22 protein-coding genes and 1 pseudogene are annotated in these 18,795 nt (G+C 58.3%); 11 read left to right on the forward strand and 12 right to left on the reverse strand.

What is annotated here, in order from left to right; all coding sequences use genetic code 11:
• The first annotated feature begins 12 nt into the window (after positions 1 to 12).
• The 4 genes from ACYZUA_RS26585 to ACYZUA_RS26600 all read left to right on the forward strand — a co-directional run bounded on the left by ACYZUA_RS26585 (position 13) and on the right by ACYZUA_RS26600 (position 1,550).
• Positions 13 to 516, forward strand: coding sequence for a P-loop NTPase family protein (locus tag ACYZUA_RS26585; protein WP_403139942.1), 504 nt, complete (start codon positions 13 to 15; stop codon positions 514 to 516).
• Between the two features lie 25 nt (positions 517 to 541).
• Entirely contained in the window at positions 542 to 982 is a 441-nt protein-coding gene (locus ACYZUA_RS26590; RefSeq protein WP_461961236.1) for a VOC family protein, read from the forward strand.
• A gap of 62 nt (positions 983 to 1,044) precedes the next feature.
• Positions 1,045 to 1,299: a type II toxin-antitoxin system prevent-host-death family antitoxin gene (locus ACYZUA_RS26595; RefSeq protein WP_134096615.1), complete on the forward strand. Its 255-nt coding sequence runs from the start codon at positions 1,045 to 1,047 to the stop codon at positions 1,297 to 1,299.
• On the forward strand, positions 1,296 to 1,550 hold the full coding sequence (locus tag ACYZUA_RS26600; RefSeq protein WP_461961237.1) for a Txe/YoeB family addiction module toxin: 255 nt from the start codon (positions 1,296 to 1,298) through the stop codon (positions 1,548 to 1,550). Before ACYZUA_RS26595 ends, ACYZUA_RS26600 begins: the two co-directional genes overlap by 4 nt.
• Before the next feature lie 8 nt (positions 1,551 to 1,558).
• Here ACYZUA_RS26600 and ACYZUA_RS26605 read toward each other — a convergent pair whose 3' ends face one another.
• Complete coding sequence (locus ACYZUA_RS26605) at positions 1,559 to 2,734, reverse strand: acetylornithine/succinylornithine family transaminase (protein ID WP_461961238.1); 1,176 nt, start codon at positions 2,732 to 2,734, stop codon at positions 1,559 to 1,561.
• Positions 2,735 to 2,836: 102 nt separating this feature from the next.
• On the opposite strand from ACYZUA_RS26605, the gene ACYZUA_RS26610 reads away from it, so the two are divergent.
• The gene (locus ACYZUA_RS26610; RefSeq protein WP_461961239.1) at positions 2,837 to 3,742 is read left to right on the forward strand and encodes a LysR family transcriptional regulator; all 906 of its coding nucleotides are present in this window, start codon (positions 2,837 to 2,839) and stop codon (positions 3,740 to 3,742) included.
• A 75-nt stretch (positions 3,743 to 3,817) separates the two neighbouring features.
• A complete protein-coding gene (locus tag ACYZUA_RS26615) occupies positions 3,818 to 4,831 on the forward strand; it encodes a sensor domain-containing diguanylate cyclase (RefSeq protein ID WP_461961240.1) in 1,014 nt (337 codons plus the stop codon).
• Between the two features lie 19 nt (positions 4,832 to 4,850).
• Here ACYZUA_RS26615 and msrA read toward each other — a convergent pair whose 3' ends face one another.
• The 3 genes and pseudogenes from msrA to msrB all read right to left on the reverse strand — a co-directional run bounded on the left by msrA (position 4,851) and on the right by msrB (position 6,300).
• On the reverse strand, positions 4,851 to 5,558 hold the full coding sequence (gene msrA / locus ACYZUA_RS26620) for a peptide-methionine (S)-S-oxide reductase MsrA (RefSeq protein WP_461961241.1): 708 nt from the start codon (positions 5,556 to 5,558) through the stop codon (positions 4,851 to 4,853).
• Positions 5,559 to 5,589: 31 nt separating this feature from the next.
• Positions 5,590 to 5,754, reverse strand: a pseudogene (locus ACYZUA_RS26625) (hypothetical protein); the annotation flags it as partial.
• 27 nt (positions 5,755 to 5,781) lie between these two features.
• Positions 5,782 to 6,300 carry a peptide-methionine (R)-S-oxide reductase MsrB gene (gene msrB, locus ACYZUA_RS26630; protein ID WP_461961242.1) on the reverse strand — a complete coding sequence of 173 codons (519 nt, stop codon included), beginning with the start codon at positions 6,298 to 6,300 and terminating at the stop codon, positions 5,782 to 5,784.
• A 151-nt stretch (positions 6,301 to 6,451) separates the two neighbouring features.
• On the opposite strand from msrB, the gene ACYZUA_RS26635 reads away from it, so the two are divergent.
• The 5 genes from ACYZUA_RS26635 (at position 6,452) to ACYZUA_RS26655 (ending at position 11,836) form a co-directional block, all read left to right on the forward strand.
• The gene (locus ACYZUA_RS26635) at positions 6,452 to 7,168 is read left to right on the forward strand and encodes a response regulator transcription factor (RefSeq protein WP_461961243.1); all 717 of its coding nucleotides are present in this window, start codon (positions 6,452 to 6,454) and stop codon (positions 7,166 to 7,168) included.
• Positions 7,165 to 8,682 carry a sensor histidine kinase gene (locus ACYZUA_RS26640; protein WP_461961244.1) on the forward strand — a complete coding sequence of 506 codons (1,518 nt, stop codon included), beginning with the start codon at positions 7,165 to 7,167 and terminating at the stop codon, positions 8,680 to 8,682. Before ACYZUA_RS26635 ends, ACYZUA_RS26640 begins: the two co-directional genes overlap by 4 nt.
• A gap of 64 nt (positions 8,683 to 8,746) precedes the next feature.
• Positions 8,747 to 9,262, forward strand: coding sequence for a hypothetical protein (locus tag ACYZUA_RS26645; RefSeq protein WP_461961245.1), 516 nt, complete (start codon positions 8,747 to 8,749; stop codon positions 9,260 to 9,262).
• A gap of 137 nt (positions 9,263 to 9,399) precedes the next feature.
• Positions 9,400 to 10,104: a hypothetical protein gene (locus ACYZUA_RS26650; protein WP_461961246.1), complete on the forward strand. Its 705-nt coding sequence runs from the start codon at positions 9,400 to 9,402 to the stop codon at positions 10,102 to 10,104.
• 301 nt (positions 10,105 to 10,405) lie between these two features.
• Complete coding sequence (locus ACYZUA_RS26655) at positions 10,406 to 11,836, forward strand: aminotransferase-like domain-containing protein (RefSeq protein WP_461961247.1); 1,431 nt, start codon at positions 10,406 to 10,408, stop codon at positions 11,834 to 11,836.
• A gap of 129 nt (positions 11,837 to 11,965) precedes the next feature.
• On the opposite strand, the gene ACYZUA_RS26660 is transcribed toward ACYZUA_RS26655, so the two are convergent.
• The 8 genes from ACYZUA_RS26660 to ACYZUA_RS26695 form a co-directional block, all read right to left on the reverse strand.
• Complete coding sequence (locus ACYZUA_RS26660) at positions 11,966 to 12,766, reverse strand: N-acyl homoserine lactonase family protein (RefSeq protein ID WP_461961248.1); 801 nt, start codon at positions 12,764 to 12,766, stop codon at positions 11,966 to 11,968.
• A 14-nt stretch (positions 12,767 to 12,780) separates the two neighbouring features.
• Positions 12,781 to 13,740 (reverse strand): diiron oxygenase, encoded by a 960-nt coding sequence (locus tag ACYZUA_RS26665; RefSeq protein ID WP_461961249.1) that lies wholly within the window; start codon positions 13,738 to 13,740, stop codon positions 12,781 to 12,783.
• A 67-nt stretch (positions 13,741 to 13,807) separates the two neighbouring features.
• Complete coding sequence (locus tag ACYZUA_RS26670) at positions 13,808 to 14,566, reverse strand: TauD/TfdA family dioxygenase (protein ID WP_461961250.1); 759 nt, start codon at positions 14,564 to 14,566, stop codon at positions 13,808 to 13,810.
• A 21-nt stretch (positions 14,567 to 14,587) separates the two neighbouring features.
• The gene (locus ACYZUA_RS26675) at positions 14,588 to 15,460 is read right to left on the reverse strand and encodes a branched-chain amino acid aminotransferase (RefSeq protein ID WP_461961251.1); all 873 of its coding nucleotides are present in this window, start codon (positions 15,458 to 15,460) and stop codon (positions 14,588 to 14,590) included.
• 24 nt (positions 15,461 to 15,484) lie between these two features.
• Positions 15,485 to 16,837, reverse strand: a complete 1,353-nt coding sequence (locus tag ACYZUA_RS26680) for a KamA family radical SAM protein (protein WP_461961252.1) — start codon at positions 16,835 to 16,837, stop codon at positions 15,485 to 15,487.
• A 31-nt stretch (positions 16,838 to 16,868) separates the two neighbouring features.
• Entirely contained in the window at positions 16,869 to 17,513 is a 645-nt protein-coding gene (gene yfcF / locus ACYZUA_RS26685) for a glutathione transferase (protein ID WP_461961253.1), read from the reverse strand.
• A gap of 226 nt (positions 17,514 to 17,739) precedes the next feature.
• Positions 17,740 to 18,207 (reverse strand): cupin domain-containing protein, encoded by a 468-nt coding sequence (locus ACYZUA_RS26690; protein ID WP_461961254.1) that lies wholly within the window; start codon positions 18,205 to 18,207, stop codon positions 17,740 to 17,742.
• Positions 18,208 to 18,290: 83 nt separating this feature from the next.
• Positions 18,291 to 18,785: a RidA family protein gene (locus tag ACYZUA_RS26695; RefSeq protein WP_046045959.1), complete on the reverse strand. Its 495-nt coding sequence runs from the start codon at positions 18,783 to 18,785 to the stop codon at positions 18,291 to 18,293.
• Positions 18,786 to 18,795 lie beyond the last annotated feature (10 nt).

The raw sequence follows: 18,795 nt of genomic DNA on the forward strand, positions 1-18,795 counted from the left end.
CTGGTGTCGCTCATGAACCTCACTCGAATCCTGATCATCGGCAACTCCGGTTCTGGCAAAAGCTGGCTGTCCGAACGACTGGCCGAGTACCTACCGGTGCCGTGGGTCGATCTCGATTCGATTCACTGGTTGTCCGACGAACATAGCATCCCGCGCCCCCGTGCCGAGGCGTTGGGCTTGGCATGGGTGGAGGCCAGTGAAGAGCGCTGGGTTATCGAAGGCGTTTACGGCTGGATCATCAGCGAACTCATGCCCCGGGCGACAACACTGATCTGGCTGTGTGTTGAAGATGAGAAATGTGTTGCCAATATTCGTCAGCGCGAGGCGCACCGGGACAGGAATGACGAGTTATTGATTGCGTTGCTCGACTGGGCCGGCAGCTATCGTACGCGCGAAGAGTCCAGTGGATTTGCCGCGCATCAGCAACTGTTCGAAGGGTTTAGCGGTTCGAAACTCAAACTCAGGGATCGAACCGAAATCACAACATTCGCCGACACCGTGTTACAGGCCAACTGACTCACACTGTTTACCAAGGATACGTATGTTTGCACGGAGCAAATTAGTCCCCGAACTGATGGTCTCGGACATCCAGAAAAGCCTTCACTTCTGGACCTCCCTGATCGGTTTTCAAATCGCCTATGAACGTCCCGAAGTCGGTTTTGCCTACCTCGATCAAAACGGCGTTCAGATCATGCTGGAGCAATTCGATCCGGCTGAAGGCCAGTGGGTGACCGGCGCATTGCAAGCACCGTTTGGTCGAGGCATCAACTTTCAGATCACGGTCGATGTCGTCGAGCCAATACTCCAGCGCCTGGCCGACGTTGGATGTCCGCTGTTTCGTCCTTGCGCCGATGTCCTTGGGTGCCGGGGGATGTCGAGTAAATCGGATCGGGATTACATCGATCACGGAAACGTCTTGAAGAATCTTCGGGGATACTCAGGACAAGCGCGGATGCATCGTCTGCGCAACGACCACTCGTAGGTATCACCTTGTCATCCTGTACTCATTTCTGTACGTTCTTTGCATCGAGCGAGGACTACAACATGCAAACTATCAACTACACCACCGCACGTGCACATCTGGCCGAAACCATGGATCGGGTCAATGAAGACCGCGCTCCACTGTTGGTCACTCGCCAGAAAGGCGAACCCGTGGTGATGATGTCTCTGGCAGAGTACAACGCCCTCGAAGAGACAGCCTATCTACTTCGCTCTCCTGCTAATGCTGAACGCTTGATCAAATCGATCGGCAACCTGCGGGCAGGGAAAACTAAAACCAGGCAACTCATCGAAGAATGAATATTGAGTTCACTCCTGAAGGTTGGGAAGACTATCTGTGGTTCCAACAAAACGATAAGGCAGGACTCAAGCGAATCAACCTGCTGATCAAATCAATCCAGCGCGAGCCGTTCGATGGAGTCGGAAAACCTGAACCGCTCAAGTACAACTTGAGCGGCCTCTGGTCGCGGCGGATTACAGCCGAGCATCGCTTGGTCTATGCAGTCGAGGACGGTGAAATACGCATCGTGATGTGTAGATACCACTACTGAGTTAAGTCTCAGGCCGCGCTCACTGCCCGGCAAACCCCTCTGACAATCATCTCCACTTCCCACTCATCAATCGTCAGCGGCGGTAACAAGCGAATGGTTTTGCCCCGTGTCACGTTGATCAGCAAGCCGTGATCCCGTGCGGCGATGAGGGTCAGGTCGCGAATCGGCTGTTTGAGTTCGATGCCGATCATTAAACCCTGACCGCGGATCGCCGACACGTTCGGGTCGTCCGCCAATTCAATGCGCAATCTGGCCAGCAGACGCTCGCCCTGAAGCTTGGCGTTATCCAGCAGTCCTTGTTCTTCGATGATCTCCAGCACGGTGCATCCGACCCGGCAGGCCAGTGGATTACCGCCGAAGGTGCTGCCGTGACTACCGGGGGTGAAGAGGTCGGCGGCTTTGCCCCGGGCCAGGCAGGCGCCGATGGGAATGCCGTTGCCCAGGCCTTTGGCCAGGGTCATGACGTCCGGAACTATGCCTTCGTGCTGAAAGGCAAACCACTGGCCGGTGCGGCCTATGCCGGTCTGGATTTCGTCAAGCATCAGCAGCCACGAGCGGCGAGTGCAGAGTTCGCGAATGGCTTTCAGGTAACCGGGCGGGGCCATTTGGACACCGCTTTCACCCTGAATCGGCTCCATCAGGATCGCCACGATGCGCGGGCCGTGGGCTTGCTGCACCTTGTCCAGCGCCTTGAGGTCACCGAATGGCACTTTGACGAAGTCCCCTGGCAACTCGTTGAACCCCAGGCGCACGGCCGGGCCATCACTGGCGGACAAAGTGCCCAGGGTGCGGCCGTGAAAGGCGTTTTCCATGACCACCACCAGCGGTTGTTCGATGCCTTTTCCCCAGCCATATAACCGCGCGAGTTTCAACGCCGTCTCGTTGGCTTCGGCACCGGAGTTGTTGAAGAACGCTCGCTCCATGCCCGCCAGTTGCGTCAGTTTCTGCGCCAGCCGCTGTTGCCAATCGATGCTGTAAAGATTGGAGGTGTGCAACAGCAGTCCGGCCTGCTCACTGATGGCCGAGACAATTTTCGGATGGGAGTGACCGACGTTGGTCACTGCCACGCCCGCCACCGCGTCCAGGTATTCACGACCGGCCTGATCCCATAGGCGTGTGCCCAGTCCCTTGCTGAAACTCAAGGCCAAAGGTTGGTAAGTGGTCATCAGGCAGGCAGCGGTCATGACATCAAGCTCCATCAATGGTCGGTGTTTTTGCAGTATGGTTAGCCACCTGAGCTGGATAAACGCTGCAACACTTCAATCATTTTAAAGCTGGGCTTGATAATGGATTTGTTCCAGGCAATGACCGTTTACGTCCGGGTGGTGGAAACCGGCAGCATGACCGCTGCCGCGCTGGAGTGCGAAATGTCCACGACCATGGTCGGTAATCACCTGCGGGCGCTGGAGCAACGGCTGGGTGTACGCCTGCTCAACCGAACAACGCGACGCCAGCGGTTAACGGAGTTCGGCACCGCTTATTACCAGCGGTGCCTCGAAGTGCTGGGGCTGGTGGCCGATTCCGAACGGTTGGCCGAGCAAACCCTCGACGAGCCGAGCGGCACCTTGCGCATCACCGCACCGCTGACGTTCGGCACCGAGCGGCTGGCGCCGGCGCTCGGCGAATTCGCCCGGCAGTGCCCACAGGTCAAGCTGGACGTGGTCCTGACCAACCAGCGAATGGATTTGCTCGACAACGGCTTCGATGTGGCGATTCGCCTCGGCACGACCCACCCGTCCAACCTGATCGCTCGGCCGCTCATCGACTACACAATGACCGTATGCGCATCGAAGGCGTACTTGAATCGCCGAGGTACACCGGAAAAACCCGAAGACCTGCAACTTCACGACTGTTTACCCTTTGCCTACCCAGCCGGCGATGACTGGCACTCGGTGGGAAAACAATGGCGCCTGACCGGCCCCGAAGGTGAAATCGTCGTGCCGGTCAGTGGCCCGATGCAGATCAACAGTTCGGCGGGCCTGCACCAGGCCGCGCGTGCGGGCATGGGCATCGTGATGGTGCCCGATGCCTTGGTCGAACAGGATCTTGCGGACGGAAAACTGGTGGCGTTGCTGCAGGATTACCAATTGCCGAGCCGGCCGATGAATCTGGTTTATCCGCAGGACCGTTACCGTTTACCGAAATTGCGCCGCTTCGTCGACTTCGCCATGCAGATGTGGGGCAAGCACTAGCCGGCTCAATACGCCATCGACTAATCTCCTCGCCAGGCGGGTCACTTAGATATCAGGGCGACAGGGAGTGCGGAGATGGGTGAGGCGTCGAGTATCGAGCCGTTGAAGTTCAATCTGTCGGATTTGAACGAAGACATGCTGCACACCATTCTGGAACTGGTCAGTGACGGGATCTGGGACTGGAACGCCAACACCGGGTTCGTCTATCGCAACCCCAGGTGGTACGAGATGCTCGGCTACCCGCCTCATTCCCTGGGTAACAACGTGTTGACCTGGGAAAGCATAATCCATCCCGACGATTACCCGCAGGTCATGGCGCTGTTCGATGACTACCTGAATCAACGCGCCCCCGGCTATCAGGCCGAGTATCGCTGCCGCATGCAGGATGGCAGCTATACCTGGATCGAAGACCGTGGCTATGTATTGGCACGCAATGCCGACGGCTCGGTGGCGCGGATGGTCGGCGCGCACCGCAGCATCGAAGACAAGAAGCGTCTGTACGAAGCGCTTGAACGGCGCAACCAATCCCTTGAAGCGATCGTTGAAGAACGCACCCGAGAGTTGTCTCGCGTCAATCAGCAACTGCAAATCCAACTCGAAGAAAACCGAAAACTGGCGGAAACCGACACACTGACCTCAATCGCCAATCGTTATCTTCTGGAAAGAGCCCTGCCCCAGGAATGCGACCGCGCCCAGCGCTTTCGACAACCGCTGTCGCTGATTGCGATGGACATCGACGACTTCAAGACTATCAACGATCACTACGGCCACGCGCTGGGTGATGCGGCATTGGTGCAGGTGGTCGATAGCGTGAAGCACTGCGTGCGTGAAGGCGATCTGCTCGCGCGTTGGGGCGGCGACGAGTTCATCCTGATCCTTCCCAATACACCGCTCGCCGACGCCCGAGCCCTCGCTGAACGTATCCGCCATGGCCTCGCAAGCCTTCTGCCAGTGGGGGACTTTCAAGTGACCATGAGTTTTGGCGTGGTTCAGCGCTTTGACGAAGAACAACAGACCGGGTTGCTGGCCAGAGCCGATCAGGCGCTGTATCGGTCGAAGATCGCGGGCAAGAATGTGATTTCGGGGTAAGGGTTATGTCCTTCACGTCTCACATCCCCGCCTTCACCAATACCGGTTTCTCCTGATACCGATCCGGATAAAGCTTTTTCAGCTGCGCGACCTTCGGTAGATCGTTGATCACGATGTAGGGATAGGTCGGGTGCTCGGTCAGAAAGTCCTGATGCTCCTCCTCGGCCGGATAGAAACCGTTGTAGGTCTCCAGCTTGGTGACAATGGGTTTGTTGAACGAACGGGCAGCGTCCAGCTGGGCGATGTAGGCCTGGGCGATACGCTGCTGCTCGATGTTTTCCGGGAAAAGCGCCGAACGATATTGAGTACCGCTGTCAGGTCCCTGACGGTTGAGTTCGGTAGGGTTGTGAGCCACCGAGAAGTAGATTTGCAGCAAGGTGCCATAGCTGACCTGACGGGGGTCGAAGGTGACTTCGACGGATTCTGCATGACCGGTATCGCCACTGCTGACCCGCTCGTACTGAGCAGTGTTGGCTGCACCGCCGGCATAACCGGAGACAGCTTTCTTCACCCCTTTGACATGCTGGAACACGCCTTGGACGCCCCAGAAGCAACCGCCGGCAAAGACCGCCCTTTCACTGTCGGCCTGGGTGGTTTCGTCGAGGGTGGGTGGAGGAATGATGACCGAGTCTTCCGCCCCACCGAAAGAGAACGCCAGGCATTGGCCGATGACGCCGGCAGCGGCCAGGCCCAATAGAGTGCGGCGCCAGGTGAATAGAGTTTTCATGAGGCTGATTCCTGAATAAATGGAATGACGATTAACCGAACGTAAACGCATACGCTGACACTTCGGGATCGAGAAACTCGATGCTGAAAGTCCGATCCGTCACGCCGCCGGTTTGGCGCCGCCGGGGCTTTTCGGTCAATCACACTTTGAAGCGCACCGGTTTACCGTCAGCGCCAGGCCCCAACACGACCTGCAAAAATGAGTGAAAGGGAGTACCCGCAGATCAAGTCGCCTGCGGCACAAAAGTCATCGCCAGGCCGTTCATGCAGTAACGCAAACCGGTGGGTTTGGGCCCATCATCGAAGACGTGACCCAAATGACCGCCACAACGCCGGCAGTGGACTTCTTCGCGCAGCACTCCGAAGGAACGGTCCTGACGAGTGGCCACAGCCTTATCCAGCGGTGCCCAGAAGCTCGGCCACCCGGTGCGGCTGTCGAACTTGGTCGCGGAAGAAAACAACGGCAGACCGCAACCGGCACAGGCAAACGTACCTTCCCGGTGCTCGTTGTTCAGCGGGCTGCTGTAGGCCCGTTCGGTGCCCTCTTCGCGCAGGATTTCGTACTGCTCGGCGCTGAGCATGGCGCGCCATTCGCTGTCGCTGTGAGTCACCTCGAACACCTGCGCCGCGTCGGCATCACTGACCAGTGCAGAACGCGCGGCAAATTTTGGCAATACACCGATGACCAGGGCTGCAGCGCCTAGCCCGCCGCTTGCTACGAGAAACTGTCGCCGTGAAAACATGGTCGTCTCCGAAAATTCCAGGTGCCTGTCATGGAACACAGCCTAGGCTTGGGTTGATCGCCAAATCCTCACGAGAAGTTAAACAATTCGTGATAACTCAGGCCCCGGAAAACCCGCACAATGCGCTCATTGCGCCGAAGGATTGAGCTTGATGGAACAGACCAAACGCGTCCTCGTGGTCGAGGACGACCTGCATATCGCTGACCTTATCTGCCTGCATCTACGCGATGAGCAGTTCGAGGTGGTGCACTGCGCCGACGGCGATGAAGGCATGCGCCTGCTGCAGCAAGGAAGCTGGGACGCACTGATCCTCGACCTGATGCTGCCCGGCGTCGATGGCCTGGAAATCTGCCGCCGCGCCCGCGCCATGGCCCGCTACACCCCGATCATCATTACCAGTGCGCGCTCCAGCGAAGTGCACCGGATTCTCGGGCTCGAACTCGGCGCCGACGATTACCTGGCCAAACCCTTTTCGATGCTCGAACTGGTGGCCCGGGTCAAAGCGCTGTTACGACGGGTCGACGCCATGGCCCGCAACCTGAAAATGGACGCCGGCAGCCTGATCACGGACGGCCTCTCCATCGACCCGATCACGCGCGATGTGTCCCTTGACGGTCGCCGCCTCGACCTCACGCCACGGGAGTTCGACCTGTTGTATTTCTTCGCCCGTCAGCCCGGCAAAGTGTTCTCGCGCATGGACCTGCTCAACGCCGTCTGGGGCTACAGCCATGAGGGTTATGAGCACACCGTCAACACGCACATCAACCGCTTGCGGGCAAAGATCGAAGCCGATCCGGCTCAACCGGCGCGCATCCTCACGGTGTGGGGACGAGGCTACAAATTCGCGCCCAGGGAGGAGCAGCCGTGAGACTGACCCTGACTCAGCGCCTGTCGCTGGTGTTCGCCGTGTTGCTGCTGGTGTGCTGCGGCACGTCGGCCTGGATGCAGGTGCGGTCCAACAAGATGCATGAGCTGGAAGTGGTGCAAGGGTTGTCGCGGGATCTGGCTCAACACATTGCCCATGACACCGTGCTGATGGACACCAAAGGCCTGATGCCCGACGCCGTGCGCGACCTGTTCAGCAAACTGATGCTGGTCAATCCCAGTGTCGAGGTCTATCTGCTCGACCCCGATGGACGGATTGTCGGCAGTGCTGCTCCCGAGGGTCGGATACGCCGGGAGCGGGTCGAGCTGGCGCCGATCCAGCGTCTACTCAAGGGCGATGCCCTGCCGGTTCTCGGCGACGATCCGCGCAGCGTTGATGGACGCAAAGTGTTCAGCGCCGCGCCATTGCAGGTCAATGGCAAGCAGGTGGGTTATCTCTATGTGGTGCTGCTGAGCGAAGAGCACGACCGCTTGGCCGAACGCGGCGCCACCAGCGCCGCGCTGAATACCGCACTGTTGTCGATCGGGCTCGTCGCGTTGCTGTGCCTGATTGCCGGTCTCACGGCATTCGCCCTCATCACCCGTCCTTTGCGCCGCTTGACCGAAACCGTCAGCCAGTTCGACATTGATGGCGCTCCGGTAACGCCGCCTGCATCCGTCCCCGTGGAAAAAGCCGCCAGCCACGATGAAATTGCCATACTCGACGCCACCTTCAGGCAGATGCAGGCCCGCCTCAGCGAACAATGGCGTTCATTGACCCGCCAGGATCAGGAGCGCCGCGAACTGGTGGCCAATATCTCCCACGACCTGCGCACGCCTTTGGCCTCGCTGCACGGCTACCTGGAAACCTTGTCGCTCAAGGACGCCACGTTGTCACCCGCCGACCGCCGCCGATACCTGGGCATCGCGCTGGATCAAAGCCGCAAGGTGGGTGGTCTGGCGCAATCGCTTCTGGAGCTGGTGCGCCTGGAACATGGCTTTGTGCAACCGGTGCTGGAGCGTTTCTCGCTGACCGATCTGGTGCAGGACATTTTCCAGAAGTTTGAACTGACGGCCGAGGCGCGTCACATCGAACTCAAGGCCTCCTTTGCACCCAATGTGTCAGCAGCCTGCGCCGACCTCGGGTTGATCGAGCGGGTACTCACCAACCTGTTCGACAACGCCCTGCGCCACACCCCGCAAGGAGGAGAAATCGAGCTCAGCCTGCGCCCTCAAGGACCGTTTATCGAAGTTACCGTCAGCGACACCGGCCCCGGCATCACTGCCGAATTGCGTGAAGGTCTGTTCCTGCGCCCGTTCAACATTGGCGGCGCACGGCGTGATGGCGGACTGGGGTTACGGATCGTGCACCGAATCCTGCAATTGCATGGCCGCGAAATCCAGCTGATTGACGTTCCCGGACGCGGCGCGACCTTCCGCTTTTCGTTGGCGGTGGATCAGCAAACGGCCGAGCAATCGGCGGGGCGGTCGATGAATCTGAATTCGCTAGGGAAATAATCGACTGCCTGGGCCACAGCAACGGCTAATATCCCGGCCCCCATTTCGGCAAGGACGCTACGCAATGCTCAACACCCTACAAAACACCCCTTTGTGGGTTTACGCGATTTTTCTGCTGCTGTGCTACTACGGTATCAAAGCCCTGTCCCCAACCCGTGAAAGCAAAACATCATTGCTCGTCACAGCGCCGATTTTGCTGGGCTGGTCACTCTACTCGCTGAACCTGACGCTGAATCCGCAGCTATCGGTCAGTTGTTGGTTGGCCGCCGTCATTCTGGGCAGCCTCTCGGCGCTGCTGATTTTCCCACGCAAGGACATTGAGCTGGATGATCCGCAAACCGGCCTGATCGTGCCGGGCACGTTAAAAACCCTGGTGCTCTATCTGATGTTTTTTGCGGTGAACTATTACTTCGGCTACCAGGATGACGCTCACCCGGAAATGGCCGCCACCCTGGAGATGTTACTGCTCAAGGCGTCGGCTTCCGGTTTTGTCTGTGGACTGATCAGCGGTCGGGCGTTGAAGCTTTATCGACTGCTGCTGACACTTCAGGCAAAACGCCCCCCGATAGCCGCCGATTAAAAGCCGCTGTACCAAAAATGATGACCAGCCGCCTGTTCATCCGTGACAACGCCGCCTCGGTCCAATAGATTAGGCGGCCTGAAAAGGCCCAGAGCTTTCTCGCCTCAACCCAAGTTAAAAGAAGTAGTGAAATTTCAATGTCCGATTCCAATACCGCTGAATCCGTAGTCACCTTGTCGTCCAAAGCGGAATACGAAAACTCCATCAATCTTTCACAGCACGTGCCCCAGGCCAAGACCATCAGCGAGATGGTCCTGGACGCCTTCCAGTCCACCCGGGAAAGCGACCAGATCCGCGAGCTGCGCGCCGCGATTCGCCAGGCTCATGACAGCTTCGACGACGATAAAGCCTACCAACTGATGGGCGAACTCAAGCAGCTCAAGGACGCCGAGGCTGCCGACATTGCAGCCCTGGAAGACTTGAGCAGCAAATTCCCGATCAGCCGGATTCTCTCCAGTTTCAAGGACGACCCGGCATTTCAGGAATTGGTCTATGGCCTCGCACTGAAAGTGCTGAACCAGACCCACCAGGCCATCAGCAACCCGAGCAGTGGCAAAAGCAAGGCGGCTCGCGCCAAGAAAGATGTCGAAGTGTTCACCATCAGCAAGGACGGCATCAGCGTGACATTGCCGTTGCGTACTCCGCGTTCGCGGCTGAACGTTGACCGTGAAGCGCTGGAGTTCCTGGGCTTTACCTTCGTTGGCGAAGGCGAAGAAGCGGAGCTGGAAAGCGAGACGTTCCTGGACAATGCCGGGGCTGAACAAGCTGTTAACCGCAAGAACATCATCACCGCGCTTCAGCACCAAACCGCGTTCGATGGCTACAGCATCGCCGCACAGTAATACGATCCATCAGTAGCGCTTCGGGCGCCACTGACCCAAGAGCCCCGCCCTAGAGCGGGGCTTTTTATTGCCCGTGATTTTATAAAACCCACAATTTCCCTTCCTGTCGTCGTCGCCCATACCGAGACAGTTGCAAAGTGCCACCCCGTGCGGCAATCAATGCCCAAAGGCACTCATGCCACGGTGATTCGGCGCCAGAAAAACACTTTTCCTTAACCCTTCAGCACCACGGGTCCGCCTGCAGGGAGCGTCAACTCACTTTCCAGCCCAAGACTTCAGTGGTGCGATTGCTGAGGTCATCATGAACACAACTCCCCTTTACCGTCAGTTAGCCAACCACTACCTCGACGCGATCCGCAGCGGCACCTTGAAAACCGGTGAACGGTTTCCCTCCATTCGGCTGATGATGGAAAAACACGCCGTCAGCCTGTCGACCGCGGTGCAGGTTTGCCGTGAACTAGAGGACTGTGGCGTACTGGAAGCGCGGCCGCGCTCCGGCAATTACATTCGCCAGCCTGATACGTTGCGCAAACCCGTCCCGATCGCACCTCCCCCGCCGCTGGACACCGGCGTTTACGTCGGCATTCACGAGCAAGTGTCATCGGTCCTCAAGGCCAGTCAGCGCGCGACGATCAAGGTCAATTTCGCCAGTGCCTTCTGCTCGTCGGAACTCTATCCGCTGAAGATCCTGCAAGATCACATGGTCAAGGCACTGCGTCACGATCCGCACTTGCTCGGCGCGGCGGGTTCCACCTGCGGCAACAGCACATTGCACAGTATTCTTGCCCGACGGGCGTTGACCGCGAAGGCCAACCTGCCAGCGGAGAAGATTGTGATCACTAACGGCGCGACCGAAGCGATCAACCTGGCCTTGCGCGCGGTCACCCAACCGGGCGACACCGTGGCCGTGGAGTCGCCGACCTTTTACGGTTTGCTGCAAATTCTTGAAAGCCTGAATTTGCGGGTGCTGGAGGTCCCGGCGACTTCGCACGCCGGAATCAATCTGTTCGCCCTCGAACAATTGCTGCAAGGCCCCGAACGGATTCAGGCGCTGATCGTCATTCCCAACCTGCAAAATCCGCTGGGCAGCATCATGCCCGACGCCAACAAGGCGCGGCTGGTGCAGCTGTGCGCCGAGCACGCCACGGTGCTGATCGAAGATGATACCTATGGCGATCTGGTGGATACCGAGCAGCCGCTGTCCACGCTCAAGTACTGGGACCGCACCGATAACGTGATCTATTGCGCCTCGCTGAACAAAACCCTGGCACCGGGCATACGCCTGGGCTGGATCAGCGCGGGGAAATGGCACGACCGCGTGGAAATGCTCAAACACACTCAGTCCCGGGGATGCGAGGCGTTGTCGCAACTGGCGGTCAGTGCGTTCATGAAGACACCGTCCTACGAACGTTACCTACGCCGCTTGAGGAAAATCCTGACTCACCAACGCCAGCAAATGAGCGCAGCGATCATTCGCTACTTTCCCGCCGGCACCTGCGTGACTTCCCCTCGGGGCGGTACGTTGTTATGGGTGGAACTGCCGCGCCAGCATTCGTCCATGGCGTTTTTCCATGAGGCGTTGAAGGCGGGCATCCAGATTGCGCCTGGGGATATCTTTTCCAACGACCAGCGTTTCAATCACTTTGTGCGCATTGGTTGCGGTGCGCCGTATTCATCGCAAATCGATGACGCGCTGGCGACCCTTGGCCAACTCCTCAAAACCCAAGGCTGACACATACCCTGTAGGAGCAAGGCTTGCCCGCGATGGCGGTGTGTCAGGCACATAAATGCTGAATGTGTCGCCGTCATCGCGGGCAAGGGCTAGGCGCCCCCCCTGCTCCTACAGGGTTCGGTGTTGAGTTCAGAGAGGGTTTTGGTGCAGGCAGATGATGTGCGGATCGTCATTCCAATGCGGGAAGCGCTCGGCAATCAGCGGATCATGGCCGGGAATGACATGGTCTTCGCCGTCAGCCAGGCTATCGATGAGACTGAACGCCTCAAGCGTCTGCGCCAGATCATCCAGAATCGGAAACGGACTGCGCTGACGAATGTTGGCCCACAAGTGCGCGGCATCCGAGGCCAGAACAATCCACCCGCGCTCGGTGTTCACCCGCACGACCTGGCTACCCGGTGTATGCCCGCCCACCGGGTGCAATGTCACACCGGGAATCACCTCGACTGTGCCGGTGTGCAAACGCATCCGGCCTTCAAACAGCGGTGGAAGCGCCGACATCACGTCGTCGACCTCGTAGGTTTTGTTCACCGTGTGATGGGCCATTTTCGGCCCGGTGCAGAAGCGCAGTTCCGCTTCTTGCAGATGCACCGTGGCCTTCGGGAAAAGCCCCAGGTTGCCGGCGTGATCCCAGTGCAAATGGGTGAGGATCAGGTTGTCGACCTGTGCCGGATCAATATCCAGTTGGCGTAGGGATTCTTCCGGCAGGCGATACATCTGACGGTTGCGCCGGTCTGCCGTGGCCGGTTGAAAACAAGTGTCGACCACGATCACCTGCTGCTCGTTACGAATGACCCAGAAGTAGTAATCCAACGGCATCGACGCATTCGGATCACCACAGCAGGCGTCGTAGAGAAAGTTCTCCCGGGCGGTGCGCTGGGCATTGGCGCCGACACGGATGGCGAACACTTCGTACACAGGAACGGACATATTCACCTCCTGGTTCAGGCCGCTGCGGTGGCTTTAAGGGTCGGACGGAAGTCGAAATCGATCTCGTCGCTGATGCCCAGATCCTGGGCCAGACGATGCAGGCCACTGTAGTCCCGCATGATCGTGGCGTTCTTGTTGCTTTCCCGGGTGTCGGCGATGATCAGCGCGGCGTCCTCGACCCCCAGCTGCGTGAGAATTTCCTCCCACATCGAGTAGTCCTGGGCGACAAAGGCACTCAGAGCAACGGACAACGTACGAGCGAAAAACGCCCGTTGGGTCGGCTGCATGTTCGCGTACATGACCTTCGCCACTTCGGCGAGAATCTTGCTGTGGGCATATTCGTCGCGGTTATGCAGTTCGGCCACGCGGCGGTTTTGCGGTTGAATGCTTTGATCGTCGGCCAGCAAATCCAGATAGGCATTGACGCTGATCTCGGCCACCACTGCAAAAGTGATCGCTGCCAGATCACGCTGCCACTGCTCCGCCAATTCTTCGCGCAGGGCGATCAGCCGCAGATAGGTGACTGACGGCGGCAACTCAAGATCCTGATCGAGTGCGCGTTCCAGCTTGGTCCGTTCGATCGCCCGCAGGTGCATGAGCGTGTGGTAGTGCTCATCGATCAACGTCTGTTGCATGGCCTCGCGAAAATGCCAGTCATCCTTGCCCAGGTATTGATTGGCGATGACGCTCAGCGCCGGGTTTACCACATGCTCTTCGGCGGTCACCGTGCGCAGGTTGTAGCCGATCCAGCCCCAGGTCACCACGGTGCTTTTGAGTTCATCGCTCAGGGCCTGGAATTTCGGATGATGGAAAAACGGCACCATGCACTCCGGGTAATCCGGGCGCGCCGGATCGAACGCTTCGCTGGCCTCGGCCTTGTCCGGTGCACACACCGTGGCTCTTTTTGTCCAGGCCTGATTGAGCCGCACGACCAGTTGATGATCGACCTTGGCGATCTCGATTGCTGTTTGCATGACGCGATACCTGTAGGACGCGTACCCGATGACGGGTACGCCAATAGAGTTAAGGGCGACGGATGAATCAGGCCAGCCAGTAGCGGGTCAGGTTTCGCGCCGGGTCAGTGTATCGGCTGCGGGCGTGGATCATTCGCCAGTTGTCCCAAATCAGCAGACATCCGTCGGGAATCAGCACCGGCGTGTTGTGCTCAACGAAATACGCTTCGCCCAGGACTGCAAACCTGGCCAGTGGCGACGAGCTATTGGCGACTTGCGAGTGCAGCAGCGCTGTCTTGGAAGGATTCACATCGCCGTAGTGAAACTGGTTGTAGCTGAAGCGGAAAATATCCCCGTCCTCTGTAGGCGTCAGGATGTATTCCTTGACCCGGCGTTGCGCGGCTTCACCGGGTTTGGCGGTGGCGACGAACTCCACAGGCGTGTCGTCGATCCATTCACGCAACTCGGGATCGGTGCGCTCAAGGAACGCCAACAACTCATAACCGTCCACCAGCCCTGTATGCCCGCCACCGCACGTGGCCTGTTGATGACAATGCAACGCCAGGTAGCGCGGCGGCGGTCCGTAAACCGGCGCTTCGGTGTGTGGGCCGATTCCATTCATGCTCTGGGAATACGGCAAGTCTTCGTATCCCGGTTTGCGGGTGATGGCGAACGCGGTCTGCCCGTTGAATTGCGGAATGACCGGGCCGAACTCCTGCAGCGTGCCGAGCACATCATCGGCGAACTCGTCCGGCGTTAGCACCGTCCAGCCTCGCGCCGACAATTCTTCGTGGCGGTGGCCCAGTGAAACGTAAGGTTTAGACGCGACAATCCCTTGATCTGACATGGTGAGATTCCTGGCTGTTTATCAGGCGTTGACGGTTGAGGTGTAGGCGGCAATGAATTCGCGGCAGGCGTTGCCCGGTCGATAGCGATGTTCATCGATGCGCTGCACGGGTGTGATTTCGGCAGCGGTACCGGTGAGAAAACACTCGTCGAAGTCGCCAAGCTCCGTAGGAACAATGGTTCGCTCGACCACTTGGTAATCCAGCGCCCTGGCCAGTTCGATAACGGTCTGACGGGTGATGCCATTGAGGAAACAATCCGGCACCGGGGTGTGCAACGTCCGACCTTTGACGAAGAACACGTTGGCGCTGGTGGCTTCGGCAACGTTGCCGCGCCAGTCGAGCATCAAAGCGTCGTGGTAACCGCTGTTTTCAGCATCGTGCTTGCTCAGCGTGGCGATCTGGTAATGCCCGGATGCCTTGGCTTCAAACGGACTGCAGCTCGGTGGCGGACGACGCCACTCGGCGGTTTTCAAACGAATGCCGGCCATGTGCCCGGCAGGGTCAAAATAGCTCGGCCATTGCCAGCAGGCGATCGCCACATGGACGCTGTTGAAGCGAGCCGAGGTGGAAATCATTTCACTGCCGCGCCAGGCCACTGGCCGCAGATAACCGTCGACCACGTTGTTGCGTTGCAGCAGCTCATGGCTGGCCGCTTCCAGTTTGGCCAGCTCATAGGGAATGACGAAATCCATCAGCTGAGCCGAGCGATACAGACGCTCGCTGTGTTCGCGCAGTTTGAAGATCTTGCCGTTGTAGACACGCTCCCCTTCATACACCGTGCTCGCGTAATGCAGACCGTGGGTCAACACATGCAGCCGCGCCTGGGACCACTCGACGAACTCGCCGTCGAGCCAGATGAAACCTTCTCGCTGATCAAACGGAATACCGCTCATATCCATATCTCCTGATGAATCGTCCTACGCCGTTTCGAGCAGAACCGGTATCAATTCGGGCGCCGGCGCAACCACAAGATCAGGCTCGGGCTGAAAGAAGAACAAGCGCTCACCGAACGCCGGCCGCAACTCATCGAACCAGGTCGCTTGCGGATCGAATCGCGCATAGAACGTGCGCAACACCCATTGCGGATCGCGAGCCTGGAGGAACTGCAGCACGAAGACTTTTTCCCCGGCCACGGTTTCAATGCCATTGATCAACACCTTGCCGTAGAAGGTGCTCATCGACGGACCGCGAACCGTGCGCGCCAATCCGGACACCGTGCGATACGCCGCCTGAAAGATCTCGAACGCCCGGGCCAGTGGCATCGCGAAGTAATGGCTGGGGCCGGTATCGCGCTCGACAAACATGTAATAAGGCACCGCGCCGAGCCGCACGCCTTCGGTCCAGAGCGCCGCCCAATCAGCGGGGTTCTCGTTGATGTGCCGAATCACCGGCGCCTGCATGCGCAATGTCGCGCCGCTGGAGCGAATGCGTTCGATGGCCTGGCGGGCGATGTCCTGACGGATCTCCACCGGGTGGTTGTAGTGACCCATGATCGAGAGGTTTTTCCCCGCCGCGACGATCCGCTTAAACAGCTCCAGAAGCTCGGGCGCGTCCTTGTCGCTGACAAACCGTTGCGGCCAGTACGCCACGGATTTGGTGCCGATGCGGATGCTTTTCAGGTGAGGCAACTCCAACAACGGCTCGATGTAGCCGGCCAGCGAGCGGGTGTTCATGATCATCGGGTCGCCCCCGGTGATCAGCACGTCGGTGACTTCGGTGTGCACCCGCAGGTAACTCACCAACTCCTGGGATTCGCGCGCATTGAACTTGAGTTCTTCTTCGCCGATGAACTGCGCCCAGCGGAAACAGAACGTGCAGTAGGCGTGACAGGTCTGACCGGCACCGGGGAAAAACAGCACGGTTTCGCGGTACTTGTGCTGTATGCCCGGCAGGACTTTTCCGTCGAGGGTCGCGCCGTTGTGGGTCAGTTGCCCGGCCGGATGCGGGTTCATCCGCAACCAGATCGCCTCGATCCGCCGCTTGATAGCAACAGCGTCATCCCGTTCGATCAGTTGCTTGAGCGACGCGTACTCGTCCGGCAGCAGCATGTCCTTGTGGGGAAAGGTCATGCGGAAAATTGGATCGTCCGGGATGTTGTTCCAGTCGATCAACGTGCCCAGTACATATTCATTGGTGCGAAACGGCATGACCCGGGCCACGACGGTCATGGCTTCCTGCAACGCAGGCGCCAGTTTCTGCCAGTACGGCGTGTCTCGAATGGTGCGTGAGTTATAGGGCTTGTAGCGTTCCTGCTCCGACATTCCCTGCATGGCAGCGCTCCTGGTGATTGGCTGGCAGTTCTTACTGAATGGCCGGCGCTGCGCGCTCTATGTCCATCCATGCCCGAACACTGTCGCGATCCCACTGGCGGCGGACATACGCGGCGAGTCGGGAGGGAACCTGATCACCATTGGCGACCAATCGGTTGAGCATGATTGCCAGGTCGGTGTCGGCAATGCTCCAGTCACCGAACAAATGCTCGGCGCCTCCCTCCAGCAATCGATCGGCGACAAAGAACAACCGATCGACGGCGGCCAGGGCATCGTCGGACAGCGGAGTATCTTTTTTGCCGAAATAAATAAGATCCGCCGGGCGTTCTTTGCGAATGACCAACAAATCACTGCGCAACCAGGCCTGGAGTTGACGGGCGCGTGCGCGCTGCTTGATGTCCAGCGGCAATAGCCTGTTATGCCCCGGCGCTACTTCTTCCAGGTATTCGGCAATGGCCGAAGATTCCGACAATGCGAAACCCTGGTGAATGAGCGTGGGGATCTTGCAGGTGAGAGACAGATCACGATAACTCGCTTGATAGTTATCCCGCGCCTTTAAATCCAGCGTGACCAGTTCAAATGAAAGTTGCTTTTCCTTGAGCGCCACAAAAGCCGACATCGCAAAAGCACTGACAAAATCTGCGCCGACATAGAGTTTAAGCTTTGTACTTTCCATAGAACGCTCCCTTGCATTAACCACATTAATCCGTTGCCTTGGAAGTGATCGTAGTTAGTTGATCAAGCGCTGAACAGATACAGAAATTATCTGTTTCTATCGATACAGAAAGTTCAAAAGCGCAGATCGTCAGGAGGATTCGGCAGGGCCGCAGAAAAGAAAAAGGGAGTCAGCGAACGCTGACTCCCTGGTGTGCAACGAAGGGAAAATGACGGTTGGACAGTGATCAGGCCTGGCGATCGCCCAGATTGGAGAGCGACGCCATTTGCGGCATGTTGCTCATGTTCAGCATCGCCAACGGCTCGTCGTCGCTGGTGTTGACGAAGCCGTGCCGGGTCCATGCCGGCACCAGCAGCACATCGCCCATGCTGACGCTCACTTCATCGGCATCGCCCAAGGTCAACGCGCCGCGGCCGGACTGAATGATAAACAGGTGCCACCACGAATGAGCATGCCCGTTCAACACCGCGCCCGGTTTCAACCATTGCATGGACACCGCCATCCCTGGCGTCAACTTGCAACCTTCGATGCTGTTGTCGTGAGCCAGCGCGACAATATCGACCTCGCTGGCCTCGAGGCTCTGACGCATGTCTGTCAGTTCACCCCTCTTCCACACCTGTGCACTGACCGGCGGCTGGTGCAAACTCTGGCGAAAGTCCTTATATGAAAAAAACGCACCTTGAACGTTATTCATCGCGAGTTCCAACTTATATTGTCGACTTGAATCACCGAACCTTAGGCCAACCATTCAGTGCTGTAAAGCCGAACAACTAACACTTATAACGCTGACGGCTTCAGCGCTGCAATCATGTCGACTTCTATCGCGGCATTTTTCGGTAATTGATAAACACCCACGGTCGTTCGAGTATGTTTACCGGCATCCCCCAACACATGGCTGAATACATCCGATGCGCCGTTGGCCACTTCGCTGAGATCAACAAAGTCTGCCGTGGATTTCACATAGACCGTTATCCGTATCAGCGACTTTATTTTATCCAGCGAACCAATGGCATCAACGATCAGCGCCAGCCCGCGCATCGCGCTGATGCTGGCTGCCGTTTGAGCATCCGCCATGTTCAATTCCAGGCCGACTCTGCCGGGGTACTGGATTTTGCCGTTCATGCGCGGCACCAGACCACTGATGTACAGCTCATCATGATGCCGAACCAGCGGGGCATAATGCCCGCCGGCGGTGTTCTCGCCGTAGATGTCATAGCCGAGCTCTTTTGCCAGGTCGATGAAACGCTCATCACAGCTCTTTTGCTCAATCATTTACCAAACC

Source organism: Pseudomonas sp. LS2P72, assembly GCF_054897865.1.

Excerpts from the sequence above, each read along its gene's own strand:
- msrB (WP_461961242.1), bottom strand. The coding sequence starts at position 6,300 with ATGTTTTCACGGCGACAGTTTCTCGTAGCAAGCGGCGGGCTAGGCGCT.
- ACYZUA_RS26595 (WP_134096615.1), top strand. The coding sequence starts at position 1,045 with ATGCAAACTATCAACTACACCACCGCACGTGCACATCTGGCCGAAACC.
- ACYZUA_RS26605 (WP_461961238.1), bottom strand. The coding sequence starts at position 2,734 with ATGACCGCTGCCTGCCTGATGACCACTTACCAACCTTTGGCCTTGAGT.
- ACYZUA_RS26660 (WP_461961248.1), bottom strand. The coding sequence starts at position 12,766 with ATGTCCGTTCCTGTGTACGAAGTGTTCGCCATCCGTGTCGGCGCCAAT.
- ACYZUA_RS26645 (WP_461961245.1), top strand. The coding sequence starts at position 8,747 with ATGCTCAACACCCTACAAAACACCCCTTTGTGGGTTTACGCGATTTTT.
- ACYZUA_RS26610 (WP_461961239.1), top strand. The coding sequence starts at position 2,837 with ATGGATTTGTTCCAGGCAATGACCGTTTACGTCCGGGTGGTGGAAACC.
- ACYZUA_RS26670 (WP_461961250.1), bottom strand. The coding sequence starts at position 14,566 with ATGTCAGATCAAGGGATTGTCGCGTCTAAACCTTACGTTTCACTGGGC.
- ACYZUA_RS26650 (WP_461961246.1), top strand. The coding sequence starts at position 9,400 with ATGTCCGATTCCAATACCGCTGAATCCGTAGTCACCTTGTCGTCCAAA.
- ACYZUA_RS26680 (WP_461961252.1), bottom strand. The coding sequence starts at position 16,837 with ATGCAGGGAATGTCGGAGCAGGAACGCTACAAGCCCTATAACTCACGC.
- ACYZUA_RS26695 (WP_046045959.1), bottom strand. The coding sequence starts at position 18,785 with ATGATTGAGCAAAAGAGCTGTGATGAGCGTTTCATCGACCTGGCAAAA.
- ACYZUA_RS26635 (WP_461961243.1), top strand. The coding sequence starts at position 6,452 with ATGGAACAGACCAAACGCGTCCTCGTGGTCGAGGACGACCTGCATATC.
- ACYZUA_RS26600 (WP_461961237.1), top strand. The coding sequence starts at position 1,296 with ATGAATATTGAGTTCACTCCTGAAGGTTGGGAAGACTATCTGTGGTTC.
- ACYZUA_RS26585 (WP_403139942.1), top strand. The coding sequence starts at position 13 with ATGAACCTCACTCGAATCCTGATCATCGGCAACTCCGGTTCTGGCAAA.
- yfcF (WP_461961253.1), bottom strand. The coding sequence starts at position 17,513 with ATGGAAAGTACAAAGCTTAAACTCTATGTCGGCGCAGATTTTGTCAGT.
- ACYZUA_RS26690 (WP_461961254.1), bottom strand. The coding sequence starts at position 18,207 with ATGAATAACGTTCAAGGTGCGTTTTTTTCATATAAGGACTTTCGCCAG.
- ACYZUA_RS26665 (WP_461961249.1), bottom strand. The coding sequence starts at position 13,740 with ATGCAAACAGCAATCGAGATCGCCAAGGTCGATCATCAACTGGTCGTG.
- msrA (WP_461961241.1), bottom strand. The coding sequence starts at position 5,558 with ATGAAAACTCTATTCACCTGGCGCCGCACTCTATTGGGCCTGGCCGCT.
- ACYZUA_RS26655 (WP_461961247.1), top strand. The coding sequence starts at position 10,406 with ATGAACACAACTCCCCTTTACCGTCAGTTAGCCAACCACTACCTCGAC.
- ACYZUA_RS26615 (WP_461961240.1), top strand. The coding sequence starts at position 3,818 with ATGGGTGAGGCGTCGAGTATCGAGCCGTTGAAGTTCAATCTGTCGGAT.
- ACYZUA_RS26590 (WP_461961236.1), top strand. The coding sequence starts at position 542 with ATGTTTGCACGGAGCAAATTAGTCCCCGAACTGATGGTCTCGGACATC.
- ACYZUA_RS26675 (WP_461961251.1), bottom strand. The coding sequence starts at position 15,460 with ATGAGCGGTATTCCGTTTGATCAGCGAGAAGGTTTCATCTGGCTCGAC.